At 71.2% G+C, this 16,627-nt stretch carries 12 protein-coding genes; 5 read left to right on the top strand and 7 right to left on the bottom strand.

From position 1 onward, the window contains the following. A partial coding sequence (gene eccCb / locus G5C60_RS31895; protein ID WP_165264484.1) for a type VII secretion protein EccCb occupies positions 1-2,673 on the top strand: 2,673 nt, incomplete at its 5' end. Between the two features lie 2 nt (positions 2,674-2,675). Here eccCb and G5C60_RS31890 read toward each other — a convergent pair. The 5 genes from G5C60_RS31890 to G5C60_RS31870 form a co-directional block, all read right to left on the bottom strand. Next, positions 2,676-3,851: an XdhC family protein gene (locus tag G5C60_RS31890; protein ID WP_165264483.1), complete on the bottom strand. Its 1,176-nt coding sequence runs from the start codon at positions 3,849-3,851 to the stop codon at positions 2,676-2,678. 71 nt (positions 3,852-3,922) lie between these two features. Beyond that, complete coding sequence (locus G5C60_RS31885; protein WP_165264482.1) at positions 3,923-5,377, bottom strand: NCS2 family permease; 1,455 nt, start codon at positions 5,375-5,377, stop codon at positions 3,923-3,925. A gap of 116 nt (positions 5,378-5,493) precedes the next feature. Further along, on the bottom strand, positions 5,494-7,890 hold the full coding sequence (locus tag G5C60_RS31880; protein ID WP_165264481.1) for a xanthine dehydrogenase family protein molybdopterin-binding subunit: 2,397 nt from the start codon (positions 7,888-7,890) through the stop codon (positions 5,494-5,496). Between the two features lies 1 nt (position 7,891). Beyond that, the gene (locus G5C60_RS31875) at positions 7,892-8,470 is read right to left on the bottom strand and encodes a (2Fe-2S)-binding protein (protein WP_165264480.1); all 579 of its coding nucleotides are present in this window, start codon (positions 8,468-8,470) and stop codon (positions 7,892-7,894) included. Beyond that, positions 8,470-9,366, bottom strand: a complete 897-nt coding sequence (locus G5C60_RS31870) for an FAD binding domain-containing protein (protein WP_165264479.1) — start codon at positions 9,364-9,366, stop codon at positions 8,470-8,472. The genes G5C60_RS31875 and G5C60_RS31870 overlap by 1 nt, the downstream gene beginning before the upstream one ends. 263 nt (positions 9,367-9,629) lie before the next feature. Between G5C60_RS31870 and G5C60_RS31865 the strand changes: the two genes are divergently transcribed. Together G5C60_RS31865 and G5C60_RS31860 are read left to right on the top strand one after the other, a co-directional pair. Further along, a complete protein-coding gene (locus G5C60_RS31865) occupies positions 9,630-11,318 on the top strand; it encodes a PucR family transcriptional regulator (protein ID WP_165264478.1) in 1,689 nt (562 codons plus the stop codon). A gap of 153 nt (positions 11,319-11,471) precedes the next feature. Further along, positions 11,472-12,245, top strand: a complete 774-nt coding sequence (locus G5C60_RS31860; RefSeq protein ID WP_165264477.1) for a hypothetical protein — start codon at positions 11,472-11,474, stop codon at positions 12,243-12,245. A 76-nt stretch (positions 12,246-12,321) separates the two neighbouring features. Here G5C60_RS31860 and G5C60_RS31855 read toward each other — a convergent pair whose 3' ends face one another. Beyond that, positions 12,322-13,281, bottom strand: a complete 960-nt coding sequence (locus tag G5C60_RS31855) for a GntR family transcriptional regulator (RefSeq protein ID WP_165264485.1) — start codon at positions 13,279-13,281, stop codon at positions 12,322-12,324. Positions 13,282-13,825: 544 nt separating this feature from the next. Here G5C60_RS31855 and G5C60_RS31850 point away from each other — a divergent pair. Both G5C60_RS31850 and G5C60_RS31845 read left to right on the top strand, forming a co-directional pair. Next, positions 13,826-14,701: a (2Fe-2S)-binding protein gene (locus G5C60_RS31850; RefSeq protein ID WP_165264476.1), complete on the top strand. Its 876-nt coding sequence runs from the start codon at positions 13,826-13,828 to the stop codon at positions 14,699-14,701. Positions 14,702-15,039: 338 nt separating this feature from the next. Beyond that, positions 15,040-16,083 carry a DUF2637 domain-containing protein gene (locus G5C60_RS31845; RefSeq protein ID WP_165264475.1) on the top strand — a complete coding sequence of 348 codons (1,044 nt, stop codon included), beginning with the start codon at positions 15,040-15,042 and terminating at the stop codon, positions 16,081-16,083. 69 nt (positions 16,084-16,152) lie between these two features. On the opposite strand, the gene G5C60_RS31840 is transcribed toward G5C60_RS31845, so the two are convergent. After that, on the bottom strand, positions 16,153-16,593 hold the full coding sequence (locus tag G5C60_RS31840) for an ATP-binding protein (RefSeq protein ID WP_420907427.1): 441 nt from the start codon (positions 16,591-16,593) through the stop codon (positions 16,153-16,155). Positions 16,594-16,627: the final 34 nt, after the last annotated feature.

The following is a 16,627-nucleotide window of genomic DNA, read 5'->3' as shown; positions in this document are numbered from 1 at the left end:
GGGTGGGCGGCGCTTCATGAAGGGGGAGGCACGGCGGTCAGGAGTGTCCGCAGCGACTGGCAGCTTGCCAACTACAACGGGATGCTGGGCATCGACAACCCGTCCTCACTGAACCTGCCGGCCCTGCGCAGCCGTCCGTCCCCCGGCGACCGGCTGAAGGTGCCGATCGGCGTCGGCGAGGACGGCCGGCCGGTGCTACTCGACCTCAAGGAGGGCGCACAGGGTGGGACGGGTCCGCACGGGATCTTGGTGGGGGCGACCGGTTCCGGCAAGTCCGAACTGCTGCGCACGATCGTGCTCGGGCTCGCCGTCCGCCATTCCCCGGAAGAAGTCACCTTCGTACTAGCCGACTTCAAGGGCGGTGCGGCCTTCACCGGCCTGGCAGACCTGCCGCATGTGTCGGGGTTCATCACGAACCTTGAGGGCGATCCCCTACTCATGGCGCGGATGCAAGACGCGATCAGCGGTGAACTGCACCGGCGTCAGGAGCTGCTGCGCGCTGCGGGCTTGCCCGCCTTCCATGAATACGAGAAGGCTCGCGCTTCCCGGGACGACCTCGAACCCATGCCCGCACTGGTGCTGGTGATCGACGAGTTCTCCGAACTCCTCGTCGCCCAGCCCGACTTCCAGGACCTGTTCGTGCTGATCGGCCGCCTCGGGCGTTCGCTGGGCGTCCATCTCCTGCTGGCCTCGCAGCGACTGGAGGAGGGCAGCCTGCGCGGAGTGGACACCTACCTGTCGTACCGCATCGGTCTGCGCGTCTTCAGCGCCAGCGAGTCCCGCGCGGTGCTGGGCTATCCCGACGCGTACCACCTGCCGTCGGCCCCGGGCGCCGGTTTCCTCAAGGCGAACACGACGGACGTGCTGGTCCGCTTCAAGGCCTCGTACGTATCCGCCCCTCTGCCGAACGCCGATAACACCGACGACTCCACTTCGCTGATGGAGGTCGTCGTCGGCCAACTGTCGGCCACGGAGCCGCCGGCCCGCCGTATCTGGCTGCCGCCGCTCAGGCAACCGCGTTCTGCGGAGGGCCTGTTCCCCAACGACCTCACCACCACCACTGAGCGCGGTCTCCACGCCCCTGGGCTGCCCCCGTGGGCACAGCCACTGCGTGCCCCTTACGCGGTGGCGGACGACCCGTTCAACCAGCAGTTCAGCGTGTGCCTCATAGATGCCTCCGGTGCCGAGGGCCACAGTCTCATCGTCGGCGGACCACAGTCCGGGAAGTCGACGCTCCTGGCCACACTCGTCACCTCGTTCGCCCTCACCCACACGCCTCAGGAGGCGCAGTTCTACTGCCTCGACTTCGGCGGCGGGAGACTGGAGCCCCTGGCCCGGCTGCCGCACGTCGGCGGGGTCTCCTCGCGGCTGGAGGCGGACCGGGTGCGGCGCACGGTCGCCGACGTGGCGAGGGTCCTCGCAGAACGCGAGGAGTTCTTTCGCACCCACGGAATCGAGTCGATCGCCACGTATCGCAGGCGGCGGGCGGCCGGGGAGTGGCCGGACCAGCCGTGGGGCGACGTCTTCCTGGTCATCGACGGCTGGGCGACCTTCCGCACGGACTATGAGGCGCTCGAACCGGTCATCACCGACATCGCCCAGCGCGGCCTGAGCTACGGCGTGCATCTGCTGATCAGCGCCTCCCGGCACGGGGAGGTCCGTGCCTCGATGCGCGATCAGTTGCTCGGACGGATCGAGCTGCGGCTCAGTGATCCGACGGAGTCCGAGATCGACCGGAAGCTGGCCTCGTACGTTCCCCTGGGGGCTCCGGGCCGGGGACTGTCGCACGACAAGCTGCACTTCCTGACCGCTGTGCCGAAATTCGAGAACGACGCCGAAGGAGAGCTCCTCGACCAGACGGGCCGGCTGGTGGAGAGCGTGCGCAAGCACTGGACAGGCCCGGAGGCCCCGCCGGTGCGTACGCTGCCGGAGCTGGTACCCGTCGACGAACTACCGGGCCCCGACCAGGCCCCCGGCCGGACCGTCGCCATCGGAATCGACGACTCCAGCCTCGCTCCGGTGTTCCTCGACTTCGAGACGGACCCCTTGTTCCTGGTGTTCGGCGACAGCGAGTCCGGCAAGAGCTCGTTCCTGCGGCTGCTGGCTCATCAGGTCTGCACGCGGCTCTCACCGGACAAAGCCCAGCTGATCGCGGTCGACTACCGGCGGTCGCTGCTCGGTGAGATCCCCGAGGAACACATCCTGAGTTACTGCCCATCGGGGCCGCCGGTCGCTGACGTGATCAACCAGTTGGCCGGTGTCCTCCATGACAGGATGCCCGGCCCCGATGTCACGGCCGAACAACTGCGCAACCGCAGCTGGTACCAGGGCAAGGACGTATACCTGCTGGTCGACGACTACGACCTGGTCTCGACGAGCACCGGCAACCCGTTGACGCCGCTCCTGGAATATCTGCCGTTCGCCCGCGACCTGGGCCTGCGCGTGGTGCTGGCACGCAGCACGGCCGGAGCCTCCAGATCCACCTACGAACCGTTCATGCAACGGATGAAGGACCTCGGCGGGCAGGGTCTCGTACTCTCCGGCGACCGGTCCGAAGGAGCGCTGCTGGGAGCGGTCAAACCGAGCCATCAGCCGCCCGGGCGCGGAACTCTGGTGACCCGCAGGTCCACACTCGGCGTACAACTCGGTTACCTGCCCCCTCGGTCCACCTGAGCTCAGGCCACCGACCCGATCCGCCCCGCCCGCTCCGATGCCGACGTCACGTCATGATGGATCGGCGTATGCGCCCCGGTCAGCGAAACCCCGCTCCCGCCACGCCGGTTGGCGACGATCTCCGACGCGATCGACAGGGCCGTCTCCTCCGGCGTACGGGCTCCGAGGTCGAGTCCGATCGGCGACCTGAGCCGCGCCAACTCCAGCTCGGTCACGCCGACTTCGCGCAGCCGCTCGTTCCGGTCCAGGTGCGTGCGCCGGGAACCCATCGCGCCCACGTACGCAACCGGCAGCCGCAGCGCCAGCCGCAGCAGCGGTACGTCGAACTTGGCGTCGTGGGTCAGGACGCACAGGACCGTGCGGGCGTCCACCGACGTCCGCTCCAGGTACCGGTGCGGCCACTCGACGACGATCTCGTCGGCCTCGGGGAAGCGCGCCGCCGTGGTGAAGACCGGCCGCGCGTCGCACACCGTCACGTGGTAACCCAGGAACTTGCCGATGCGTACCAACGCCGACGCGAAGTCGATCGCGCCGAAGACGAGCATCCGCGGCGGCGGCACCGACGACTCGACCAACACCGTGAGCGGTGCTCCGCAGCGAGAGCCCTGCTCTCCTATCTCCAGGGTGCCGGTGCGGCCCGCGTCCAGGAACGCGCCCGCCTCACCCGCCACCGTGCGGTCCAGCTCGGGATGGGCGCCGAATCCGCCCTCGTACGAGCCGCATGAGCCGTACGAGCCGTCAGGTCGTACGAGCAGGGCACGCCCCAGCAACTCCCCCGGCCCGGAGACGATGCGCGCGACCGCCGCCGCCTCCCCGCGAGCCGCGCCGGCCAGCGCCGACGCGAGCACCTCCCGGCCGGGGTCCGAGGCGCGTACCGGCGTCACCAGGATGTCGATGATGCCGCCGCACGTCAGGCCCACCGCGAAGGCGTCCTCGTCGCTGTAGCCGAAGCGCTCCAGGACGGACTCGCCGTCCGTCAACGCCTGTTGGCACAGTTCGTACACCGCGCCCTCCACGCAGCCGCCGGAGACCGAGCCGATGGCCGTGCCCCCGGAGTCCACCGCGAGGGCGGCGCCGGGCCCGCGCGGGGCGCTGCCGCCGACGGCCACCACGGTGGCCACGGCGAAGTCGCGTCCCTGCTCGACCCACCGGTGCAGCTCTTCGGCGATGTCCAGCATCTCGGTCTCCCAACGGGTACGTGAGCGGATGTCAGGGCGTCAGGGTGTCAGTACGAGTACGTGCGTGAGTGTCAGTGGACGCCCAGCCAGCTCTCGATCGGGTTCAGGGCGAAGTACACGACGAAGATCGCCGTCAGGCCCCACATGAACGCCCCGATCTCCCGGGCCTTGCCCTGGGCGATCTTGATGGCGACGTAGCTGATCACTCCGGCCGCGACGCCCGCGGTGATGGAGTACGTGAACGGCATGATCACGACGGTCAGGAAGACCGGTATCGCGGTGGCGCGGTCGGCCCAGTCCACGTGCCGGGCGTTCGACATCATCATGGCGCCGATGACCACCAGGGCCGCCGCCGCGACCTCGCCGGGGACGATCGCGGTGAGCGGGGTGAAGAACAGGCAGGCCGCGAAGAACAGGCCCGTGACGACGGAGGACAGGCCCGTACGGGCGCCCTCGCCGACTCCCGTCGCGGACTCGACGAACACCGTCTGGCCGGAAGCGCCCGAGACTCCGCCGATCGCGCCGCCCGCGCCGTCGATGAACAACGCCTTGGACAGGCCCGGCATCCGGCCCTTCTCGTCGGCCAGTTTCGCCTCGGTGCCGACGCCGATGATGGTGGCCATCGCGTCGAAGAATCCGGCGAGTACGAGCGTGAAGACGATCATGCCCACCGTCATCGCCCCGACCTCGCCCCAGCCGCCGAACTCGACGTTTCCGAAGATCGAGAAGTCCGGCATGGACACCGCGCTGCCGTGCAACTCCGGCGCCCCGCTCGCCCATTGCTTCGGGTCGATGACACCTGCGGCGTTGAGGAGCACGGCGAGTACGGTGCCGCCGACGATGCCGATCAGGATCGCGCCGGGGACGCCGCGCGCCTGGAGCATGAAGATCACGAGGAGTGTCACGGCGAAGAGCAGGACCGGCCAGCCGGCGAGTTCGCCGGCCGGGCCGAGGGAGACCGGGGTCGCCTTGCCCTGGTGGACGAAGCCCGCCTTGTAGAAGCCGATCAGGGCGACGAACAGGCCGATGCCCATGGTGATGGCGTGCTTCAGCGCCAGCGGGATCGCGTTCATGATCATCTCGCGCAGCCCCGTGACGACGAGGAGCATGATCACGACGCCGTACATCACGCACATGCCCATCGCCTGCGGCCAGGTCATCTGGGGTGCGACCTGCGAGGAGAGGACGCCGGAGACGGAGAGTCCGGCGGCCAGGGCGAGGGGCACCTTGCCGAAGACGCCCATCAGGAGCGTGGTGGCCGCCGCCGCGAACGCCGTCGCGGTGATCAGGGCCTGCCGGCCGAGCGTGTCCCCCGCGGCGTCCTTGCCGGACAGGATGAGGGGGTTGAGCAGGAGGATGTACGCCATCGCCATGAAGGTGGTGATGCCGCCGCGCGTCTCGCGCGCGACCGTGGATCCTCGCTGGGATATGTGGAAGTACCGGTCGAGCCAGGACCGGCCGGCCGGGACGCGGGTTCCCGCACCCGCGTCCTCGGCGACGGTCCTGGGTTCCAGTGACTGGGGCATGTGGGCCTGCTCCCAAGGTTCATAGGGACACCCGCGAACTGCCTTCGGCGGTGTGCGGGATTTGGGGAGGTGCACGACCCGGGGGACGGCCCGAGACGAACGTGGTACTGGACTGCTCAGACGGTTCCCGTGAGGTGTTCGGGCCGTACCGGCGTCCTGTTCAGCTCCAGTCCCGTCGCGTTCCGGATCGCCGCCAGGACGGCCGGAGTCGACGACAGGGTCGGGGCCTCGCCCGCGCCACGGAGCCCGTACGGGGCGTGGGCGTCGGCGAGTTCGAGCACGTCGACGGGGATGGTCGGCGTGTCGAGAATCGTGGGGATCAGATAGTCCGTGAAGGAGGGGTTTCTGACCTTCGCCGTCTTCGGGTCGACGATGATCTCCTCCATGACGGCGACGCCCAGGCCCTGGGTCGTACCGCCCTGGATCTGGCCGATGACGGACAGCGGGTTGAGGGCCTTGCCGACGTCCTGGGCGCAGGCCAGCTCGATGACCTTCACCAGGCCCAGCTCGGTGTCGACCTCGACCACGGCCCGGTGCGCGGCGAACGAGTACTGGACGTGTCCGAAGCCCTGCCCGGTACGGAGGTCGAAGGGCTCGGTCGGCCGGTGCCGCCACTCCTCCTCGACCTCGACCGCCTCGTCCTCGAGTACGTCCACCAGGTCGGCCAGGACCTCACCGCCGTCGGTGACGACCTTGCCGCCCTCCAGCAGCAGTTCGGCCGTGGCCCAGGCGGGGTGGTACGTGCCGAACTTGCGGCGCCCGATCTCCAGCACCTTCTCGCGGACCAGCTCGCAGGCGTTCTTGACGGCGCCGCCGGTGACGTACGTCTGACGGGACGCCGACGTCGAGCCCGCGGAACCCACCTGTGTGTCGGCCGGCTGGATCGTCACCTGGGCGACGCCGAGCTCGGTGCGGGCGATCTGCGCGTGGACGGTGACACCGCCCTGGCCGACCTCCGCCATCGCGGTGTGGACGGTCACGACGGGCTCGCCGCCGGCCACCTCCATGCGGACCTTGGCGGTCGAGTAGTCGTCGAAGCCCTCGGAGAAGCCGACGTTCTTGATGCCGACCGCGTAGCCGACACCGCGTACGACGCCTTCGCCGTGCGTGGTGTTGGAGAGGCCGCCCGGGAGCTGCCGTACGTCCGCGCCCTGGGAGCTCTCCCACTGGCGCTCCGGCGGCAGCGGCATCGCCTTGACGCGGCGCAGGAGTTCGGCGACCGGGGCGGGCGAGTCGACGGGCTGGCCCGTCGGCAGGAGGGTCCCCTGTTCCATCGCGTTGAGCCGGCGGAACTCGACCCGGTCCATGCCCACCTTGTCGGCGAGCTTGTCCATCTGCGCCTCGTACGCGAAGCACGCCTGGACGGCGCCGAAGCCGCGCATGGCGCCGCAGGGCGGGTTGTTGGTGTAGAGCGCGAGGGCCTCGATGTCGACGTCGTCGATGACGTACGGGCCCGCGCCGAGGGAGGCCGCGTTGCCGACGACGGCCGGGGAGGCGGAGGCGTACGCGCCGCCGTCGAGCACGATCCGGGCCTTGAGGTGCGTGAGCTTGCCGTCCTTCGTCGCCCCGTGCTCGTAGTGGAGCTTCGCGGGGTGGCGGTGGACGTGGCCGAAGAAGGACTCGAACCGGTTGTAGACGATCTTCACCGGCTTGCCCGTGCGCAGCGCCAGCAGGCAGGCGTGGATCTGCATCGACAGGTCCTCGCGCCCGCCGAAGGCGCCGCCGACGCCGGAGAGCGTCATCCGGACCTTGTCCTCGGGCAGGCCGAGGACGGGGGCGATCTGGCGGAGGTCGGAGTGCAGCCACTGGGTGGCGATGTAGAGGTCGACGCCGCCGTCCTCGGCGGGGACGGCCAGGCCGGACTCCGGGCCGAGGAAGGCCTGGTCCTGCATGCCGAAGGTGTAGTCGCCCTCGACGATGAAGTCGGCGCGACGGCGGGCCTCCTCCACGTCTCCGCGGATGACCGGCTGGCGGTGCAGGATGTTCGGGTGCGGGACGTGGCCGATGTGGTGGTCGGTGCGGCCCTCGTGGATCAGGGGGGCGTCCGGGGCGGTGGCGCTCGACTCGTCGGTGACGACCGGGAGTTCGCGGTACTCGACCTTGATCTTCGCGGCGGCGCGGCGCGCGGTCTCGGGGTGGTCGGCGGCGACGATCGCGACCGGTTCGCCGTGGTGGCGGACCTTGCCGTGGGCGAGGACGGGGGTGTCCTGGATCTCCAGTCCGTAGTTCCGCACGTCGGTCGGCAGGTCGTCGTACGTCATGACGGCGTAGACACCGGGCTGCGCAAGAGCCTCGCTGGTGTCGATGGAGACGATCTCCGCGTGGGCCACCGTGGAGCGCAGGATCTGGCCCCACAGCATGTCCTCGTGCCACATGTCGGACGAGTATGCGAACTCGCCGGTGACCTTGAGCGTGCCGTCCGGGCGGAGCGTGGACTCGCCGATGCCGCCCTTGGTCTTCGAGCCCTGGGTGACCTTGGTGGGAGTGCCGACGGGGGCGCCGTTGGTGGGCATGTCAGACCGCCTCTCCCTGCCGGGCGGCCGCGAGGCGGACCGCGTCCATGATCGTCTCGTAGCCGGTGCAGCGGCAGAGGTTGCCCGACAGCGCCTCGCGGATGTCCGCGTCGGTCGGCGTCGGGTTGCGCTCCAGCATCTCGTCGGCCGCGACCAGCAGACCCGGGGTGCAGAAGCCGCACTGCACGGCGCCGGCGTCGATGAACGCCTGCTGGATGGGGGAGAGTTCGGTGCCTTCGCCGGTCTGGGAGTCGGTGCCCTGGGCGGCCCACCGCTTGGCCGCGTCGAGCGGCGTACCGCACGAACCGGTCCCGCACCCCTCGGCACGCTGCTTGGCGTAGTCCGCAAGGCCCTCCACGGTGACGACCTCGCGGCCTTCCACCTGCCCCGCCGCGACCAGACACGAACACACCGGTACGCCGTCGAGGCGGACCGTGCACGACCCGCATTCCCCCTGCTCGCAGGCGTTCTTGGAACCCGGCAGCCCCAGGCGCTCCCTCAGCACGTACAGCAGGGACTCGCCCTCCCACACGTCGTCGGCTTCCTGCGGACGGCCGTTGACCGTGAAGTTGACGCGCATTACGCAGCACTGCCCTTCTGATGTGCGGCGGCGGTGCCGCGGTACGACTCCCAGGTCCAGGTCAGCGTGCGGCGGGCCATGACGCCGACCGCGTGGCGGCGGTAGCTCGCCGTGCCCCGTACGTCGTCGATCGGGCTGCAGGCGGCGGCGCACAGGTCCGCGAACTGCTTGGCGACCGACGGGGTGATGATCTTGCCGTTGTCCCAGAAGCCGCCCTCGTCGAGCGCCGCGTTCAGGAACTCCTCGGCGGCCCCGGCGCGGATCGGGGTCGGGGCGGCCGAGCCGATACCGGTGCGCACCGTGCGAGTGGAGGGATGCAGGGCGAGACCGAAGGCGCACACCGCGATCACCATCGCGTTGCGGGTGCCGACCTTGGAGAACTGCTGCGGTCCGTCGGCCTTGTTGATGTGTACGGCCCTGATCAGCTCGTCGGCGGCGAGCGCGTTGCGCTTCACGCCGGTGTAGAAGGCGTCGATCGGGATGCGCCGGGATCCTCGTACGGACTCGGCCTCGACCTCGGCGCCCGCCGCGAGGAGCGCGGGGTGGGCGTCACCGGCCGGGGAGGCGGTGCCGAGGTTGCCGCCGACACCGCCGCGGTTGCGGATCTGCGGGGAGGCCACGGTGTGCGAGGCCAGGGCCAGGCCCGGCAGCTCGGCCCGCAGCTGCTCCATGATCCGGGTGTACGGGACGGAGGCGCCGAGCCGGACCGTCTCCTCGCCGACCTCCCAGTCGCTCAGCTCGCCGATGCGGTTGAGGTCCAGGAGGTACTCCGGGCGGCGGTGGTCGAAGTTGATCTCGACCATCACATCGGTGCCACCCGCAATCGGCACAGCGGTGGGGTGCTCGGCCTTCGCGGCGAGCGCCTCCTCCCAACTGGCGGGGCGAAGGAAGTCCATGACCGGCTCTCTTCTTCGTGTCGTGGGGCGTTCCGTTCGAGCCAGATCTTGTGCGGCGGGATCGGCTCGTTCAGGTGCTGTTCACGTGGATTGACGTCAGTACACAGCGTGGTCCCCCACCAGGGTCAGTCACCGAAACCATGAAGGAGTCGGCTGGCCAGGGCGATCGTCTTGTAGATTCGTATGAACGCGGGGGCACCGGTAACCTCCTCGCTTCCCCCGGGAAACAAAGATTTCCAGACAAAGAACGGCGGCGACGAGAAATGCGGCTGCGCGCACTGCTGGACACCGATGCGCTGGGCCTGCGGCTGCTCGGCGGCGAGGACGAGCTGGACCGCACCGTGCGCGGGGTGATGACCACGGATCTGCGGGACCCCAGCCGCTATCTCTCGGGCGGTGAGCTGGTCCTCACGGGCCTCGCCTGGCGGCGCGGCGCCGCGGACTCCGAGCCTTTCGTACGGATCCTCGTGGGCGCCGGCGTCGCGGCCCTGGCCGCCGGTGAGGCCGAGCTGGGCGACATCCCCGACGACCTGGTGCTGGCCTGCGCCCGGCACCGGCTGCCGCTGTTCGCCGTCGACGAGTCGGTGGCCTTCGCGACGATCACCGAGCATGTCGTACGGCAGGTCTCCGGCGAGCGTGCCGGGGATCTGGCAGCCGTGGTCGACCGCCACCGGCGGATGATGACCGCAGGTCCAGCGGGCGGCGGCCCGGATGTGGTCCTTGACCTGCTCGGCTCCGATCTGGACCTGCGGGCCTGGGTGCTGTCGCCCGCCGGGCGCGCGATCGCGGGCTCGAACCTCTCGGGGCCCGGACTGTCGGCCGAGGTCTGCGCCGAGCTGGCCGCCGAGCACCTGGCGGCGGTCCGTACGGGGCGGCGGGGACCGTATCGCGTGTCGGTGAGCGGCACGACGTACTCCCTGTTCCCGATCCTCAGCAGCGGGCGGGGAGCGGCGGGCCGGGAAGCGGCGGCCTCGCGCGACGTACGCGAGACGGTGCTCTCCGACTGGCTGCTCGCGGTCGAGGCGGATGCCGGGGACTGGCCGGCGGAGCGGCTCGACCTGCTCCAGGGCGTCACGCAGCTGATCGCGGTGGAGCGGGACCGGCGGGACGCGGCACGGACGGTACGCCGCAGACTCGCCCAGGAGGTTCTCGAGCTGGTGCAGACCGGGGCCGCGCCCGCGGAGATCGCGGCGCGGCTGCGGGTCGCCGCGCCCGTGCTGCTGCCGGGCCTCGGTGCGGCCCCGCACTGGCAGGTCGTGGTGGCCCGCGTCGAGTGGGACGGCGGGGAGATAGCCGGCGGGCCTGTGGCCCAGTCGCTCCTGGAGGAGATACTCGTCGACCCGCTGGCGTCCGGGCCCGAGCCGTCCGACCGGATCGCGGTCGCCCATACGGGTGAGGAGGCGATCGCGCTCGTACCCCTTCCGGCGGTGTCCTCGGAGCACGACGGGTCCGAGTCGGGGCTGCTCGCCGACGCGCTGCTGGAGGCCGTCCGCGCCCCGCTGTCGGCGGGCCTGAACGACGACGGCCGGCTCACCCTCGGCGTCAGCGCGGCCGTGCACTCGGCGGAGGGGCTGCGCGGCGCCCTGGAGGAGGCCCGGCACGCACGCCGGGTCGCCGCCGCCCGCCCCGGACGGGTGTGCGCGGCGGGCCACCAGGAGCTGGCCTCCCACGTCCTGCTCCTGCCCTTCGTGCCGGACGACGTGCGCCGGGCTTTCACGGCCCGCCTCCTCGACCCGCTCCGGGACTACGACCGCCGCCATCGCGCCGAGCTGATACCCACCCTCGAGGCGTTTCTCGACTGCGACGGCTCCTGGACGCGGTGCGCGGGCCGCCTGCATCTGCACGTCAACACGCTGCGCTACCGGGTGGGCCGTATCGAGCAGTTGACGAGTCGCGACCTGTCGCGCCTCGAGGACAAGCTGGACTTCTTCCTCGCGTTGCGGATGAGCTGAGGTCACCGGGCTGGGGCACCGGTGGCACGAAGTGCCGTCCGTTCTTCCATGACTTTGTGAAATCCTTCACCCACCCCCTTGGCCAGGCACGTCGATTCATGCTGAGATGCGGCCACCACTCAACAGCTCAATGGCGTGCTCGGGGAGGGCAACGTGGCGCATCCCGCCATGTCTGGTTACGGAACGGTTGCAGGGGACGATCCACTCCAGACCGCGGTATGGCGGCTGCGCTCGCGCGCCTGCTGGGCCGACGCGGCCGCGCTTCTCGAACCGCGCTCGGCGGGACCCGCGCTCCAGCGGGCCTCGCTCCTCGTCGAGCGCTGTCTCTACACCGAGCAGGGCTGGGCGGAGGCCGAGGACGCGCTGCGTACGGCGGAGGCGCTGGCCCAGGGCGACGACGAGCGGGGCGCGGCGGCCTGCGAGCGGGGACAGCTCGCGTACGCCGCCACACTGCTCGGGGTGCGCGACCGGGCGGACGAGGCGCGGGCGGCGCTCGGCCGGGCCGCCGCGCTGATCGCACCGGGCGCTGCGGGCCGTGCCCTCCTGGACTTCCGGCGCGGCCTGCTCGCCGAGAACCTCGCGCACTCCCCGCAGGCGGCCCGTGCCGCGTACCGCCGCGCCCACGCCGGCGCGACCGCCCAGGGTGACTCGCTGCTGCTCTCCTTCACCTGGCGCCACCTCGCCGGACTCGCCCTGCGCGAAGGGGAGTTGGCGGAGGCCCGGCACGGCTTCACCGAATCCCTCCGGATCCGCGAGGAGCTGGGTTACCTCGTGGGCACGGCGCCCGCTCTGGCTTCCCTCGCCGACGCGGAGACGGAGCCGGACGCCTCCCGGCTGCGGGCCGAGGCAGGTCGGCTGTTCCGGCTCCTTGGCGGCGTACCGACGTGGCTGGCACCGCAGTTGGCTCCGCCGGCGGCCACGGCGTGACGAACGCCGAGGCGGTGGTGGTGGTGCGCAGTTCGCTCTCGGTGGGCCGCTGGGTTCGCTTTCGTGGGCCGCTCGGTCAGCAGTCGCCCGCGAAGTGATCCCGTACCAGGGGCTGCACCGCTGACAGGTCCTTGTTGATCAACGCGTCGAGGAGCGCGGTGTGTTCGGCGGCGTCCGCCATGAGGGCGTTGCGGCGGCGGGACGCGGGGCCGGAGACGAGGGGCCACTGGGCGCGGCGGTGCAGGTCGTCGGTGATCCGTACGAGCTGCTCGTTGCCCGAGAGGGCGAGTACCGCGCGGTGGAAGGCGCGGTCGGACTCGACGTACGTGGCCCGGCAGCCGGTGGACGCGATCCGTGCCGTCGCCTCGGCGAGGGGGCGCAGCTCCGTCCACCGGTCGGCGGGCACGGTACGGGCCAGCCGCAGCATCACGGGCACCTCGAGCAGGGCCCGGATCTCGGCGAGCTCGGCCAGCTCGCGCGCGCCGCGCTCGACGACACGGAAGCCACGGTTCGGTACGACCTCCACGGCGCCCTCGATCGCGAGCTGCTGCATGGCCTCGCGTACGGGGGTCGCGGAGACGCCGAAGCGCTCGCCGAGCGCGGGCGCGGAGTAGACCTCGCCGGGCGCCAGCTCGCCGCCCACGAGGGCCACGCGGAGGGCGTCGAGGATCTGGCCTCGGACGGAGGACCGCTGGACGACGGGGCGGGGGGCTGCCGCCCGGGAGGCCGGGGTGCGCGGGCCGGAGGCGTGAGGGGACGCGGAGGGCGCCTGGGCGGCGTGGGTACCGGGACCGTCGTACTCGTCGGGCCTGTCGTATCCATCGGGCCCGTCGTATCCATCGGGCCCGTCGTGTCCGTCGGGCCCGTCGTATGCGTCGGCTGCACCGCGCTCCCTGTACCCGCCCGAGTAGGCCTCGCGGGTCGCGGAATCGGGCGCGGCGGCGGAGCCCTCGCTCCCAGGCGTGCGGGGCGCGCCGACCAGACCCGCCGGGCTCGCGGCACCGGGCGCGTCCCCGCGTGCCGAGCCGCCCGGCAGGCTGCCGTGTGCCGTGCGCGGTCGCGGGAGCGGGGGCTCGCTGTGGGTGTGCTCGCCTCGGGCCGCATCCGAGTGGGCGGTCGCGTCCCTAGGTTCCCTGGATTCCCTGGATTCCCTGGATTCCCTGGATTCCCTGGGTGCACCGCCCTCGCGGCCCGCGTCGGCGCGGCCGGCCTCGGGGCCGCGCCCGCCGTTGCGGTCGGGGCCTCGGGCCCCGTCCGGCTCGCCTGGACCATCGGCACGCTCACGGGACGCGTTCTCCCGGCCAGTACCACGCTCGCGGTCCACGTCCGCCGCCCGCGGCTGCGGTGGCACCCGGACGGCTCCCCCGCCCGGTCGGGCTTCCGCCGCGGGGCGGGCCTGTGTCCCCGGACCGGCTTCCTGCTCCACGGGGGCCTCCTCCGGGCTTGGCGGTACTTGTGGCCATTGCGGCCGATGTGGCCGTAGTCCAGCACGATAGGCGGAGCGGGCGGCAGTTCAAACCTCGACCACATCGGATAAGGTAAGCCTTACCTGCAAACGATCCTGAATCGGTGGTCCTTGCATGTCCGTTCCCGCCCCGGCCGCGGCCTCGCCCGGCGTCCCCGTACGCCCGGCGCCTTCAGCCGTCGCGGAGGCGTACGACCGCCTGACCGAGGTGTTCCCCCACCTGGGCATCACCGAGCTCGGCCCCGGGGAACCGGCCCCGCTGGGCGGTGGCTGGGTCGCCGTAGACCGGCTCGCGGCGGGCGGACCCGACCTCGACGCGTTCCTCGCGTGGGACAACGCGCAGACACTCCAGGACTACCGACAGCAGGCCCGCCCCGACGTCATCGCCAGCTTCGGCCTGCACCGGTACGCCTGGCCGGCCTGTCTGCTCTTCACGGTGCCGTGGTTCCTGCTGCGCCGCGTCCCCCGATTCCCCGTGGAACACGTCTCCTTCCAGCGCACCCTCGGCCGCATGGCCGTGCGGGTCGGCGAGTTCGCCTGTCTGCCGGACGACCCGGCGGCCACGCTGCCCGGTGCCCGCGTCGTACCGGACGAGGAGGCCCTGCGCGCAGAGGTACGGACGGCCGTCGCCGAGCACATGGAACCGGTGCTCGGCGGATTCGGCCCCCGGATGCGGCGCAGGGGCCGCGCCCTGTGGGGCATGGCGACCGACGACCTCGTCGAGGGACTCTGGTACATCGGCCAGCTCGTCGGCGAGGAGCAGCGCGCCATGGCCGAACTCGACCGGCTGCTCCCGGGCGCGACCCGCCCGTACGTCGGCACGGCCGCGTTCCGCGAACTGACCGGCCCGAACGGCGAGTCGCTGTCCACCCGCGACCGGGCGAGCTGCTGCTTCTTCTACACCCTGGACCCCGAGGACACCTGCGCCAACTGCCCGCGCAACTGCGATGCCGTCCGCATCGAGAAGCTGACGGCGGCCGCGGTCGACTGAGTGACCTCCGAGCGGTCGCCGGCCTGCGCCTCGACGCCCGGATGACGCCCCTCCGGAACAAGTGGACTGCTGCCACGGCCGGTTGAAAGCCGCCCTGTAGATTACGGGCGATTCACAACTTCCTCACTTGTCGCAGGAACTTTCCGAAGAACCATCCGTACGGGTAATCTTATTCGCACTCAACTCCTGGCCCTCGCCCGGCAGTTCGAGCAGAACGTCGCCCTGCGCATCCCCTTGCACTCCCTTGGCGGCCTCTTGCGCCGAAACCCCCCTGAGGGCCGACGGGATTGGGCCACTATGGCGGGCGTTACGCCCTATCCCAATGCAAGGGACCCCAGATGAGACTGACCGACATATCGCTGAACTGGCTGCTTCCGGGCGCCGTACTGCTCCTGGGCATGCTGGCGGCGGTGGCGGTACTCGCGCGCGGCAAGCGCTCCGGGGAGAAAGCGCACGCGGAGGACTCGTGGGAGCGCAGCGAGGAGCGCCGCAGGCGCAAGGAGGCCGTATACGGCACCGCCTCCTACGTGCTGCTGTTCTGCTGCGCCGCGGTCGCCGCAGCGCTCTCCTTCCACGGTCTGGTCGGCTTCGGCGAGCAGAACCTGAATCTCTCCGGCGGCTGGCAGTACCTCGTTCCGTTCGGCCTGGACGGCGCCGCGATGTTCTGCTCGGTGCTCGCGGTGCGCGAGGCGAGCCACGGCGACGCCGCGCTCGGCTCCCGGATACTTGTATGGACGTTCGCGGCCGCCGCCGCCTGGTTCAACTGGGTGCACGCCCCCCGCGGCCTCGGCCACGCCGGCGCCCCGCACTTCTTCGCGGGCATGTCCCTGTCGGCCGCGGTGCTGTTCGACCGGGCCCTGAAGCAGACCCGCCGGGCGGCGCTGCGCGAGCAGGGCCTGGTGCCGCGCCCGCTGCCGCAGATCCGGATCGTCCGCTGGCTGCGTGCGCCCCGTGAGACCTACGGTGCCTGGTCGCTGATGCTCCTCGAAGGTGTGCGCAGCCTGGACGAGGCCGTCGAGGAAGTACGCGAGGACAAGCGGCAGAAGGAGCAGAACCGGCTGCGCCGGCGCGACCAGGAGCGCCTGGACCGTGCCCGCATCAAGGCGCTCACCCGTGGCCACCGCGGACTGATGGGGCGCGGCGGCAGGCAGGTCGAGATGCAGACCGTGCCGGCCGCCTCGGCGCCCGCTCAGGTCACCGCGGAGCCTGCTATATCGACGCCGGAACCACTGCCCGTGCGCGCCCGTCCCTCCCTCGCGGCCGTGACGAGCGGCCCTGAGCCGGTCACCGTCGATCTCACCGCCGAGGACGACACGATGGCTCTGCCGCGGCTGGACTCCCTGGAGCGCAAGCTGAAGGACCTGGAGCAGCAGTTCGGCTGAGGGTCGAGCTCCGGCTCCCCCTCGTTGCCTTGCTTTGTACGGCGCTTTCTACGGCGGCGTGGCCTGCTTCTAGGCCGCGCCGCCGCTCAGTTCGAACCACACCGCCTTGCCCACGCCGTGCACCCGTACGCCCCACGCGTCCGCGAGCGACTGTACGAGGAAGAGGCCTCGGCCATGCGTACCGTCGTCGGCGTTCGGCACCCGCGGGCTCGGCTTGCGCCCCACGAAGTCCCTCACCTCCACCCGGAGTCCACGCGGGCCGACCGTGGCCGTGACCACCGCGTCGTGGTCGGTGTGGACGAGGGCGTTGGTGACGAGTTCGCTGGTCAGCAGTTCCGCTATCTCGGATCTGCCGGGCCTGCCCCACTGGGAGAGCAACTCCCGCAGCGCCCTGCGCACTTCGGGCACGGCTCGCAGATCGGCCCGCCTCAACCTGCGCTTGAGCTGCGGAAAGCCGTGCTGGTCCGTGGCACTGTCCGCCGGTTCCTCCGCCGTCTTCCCCGTTTTCACCGTCTTCACCGGGAAGGCCCCGGATACGACGGGA

Source organism: Streptomyces scabichelini, assembly GCF_011045015.1.
Lineage (GTDB): Bacteria > Actinomycetota > Actinomycetes > Streptomycetales > Streptomycetaceae > Streptomyces > Streptomyces scabichelini.
This window is presented reverse-complemented; position numbering and strand designations above follow the sequence as displayed.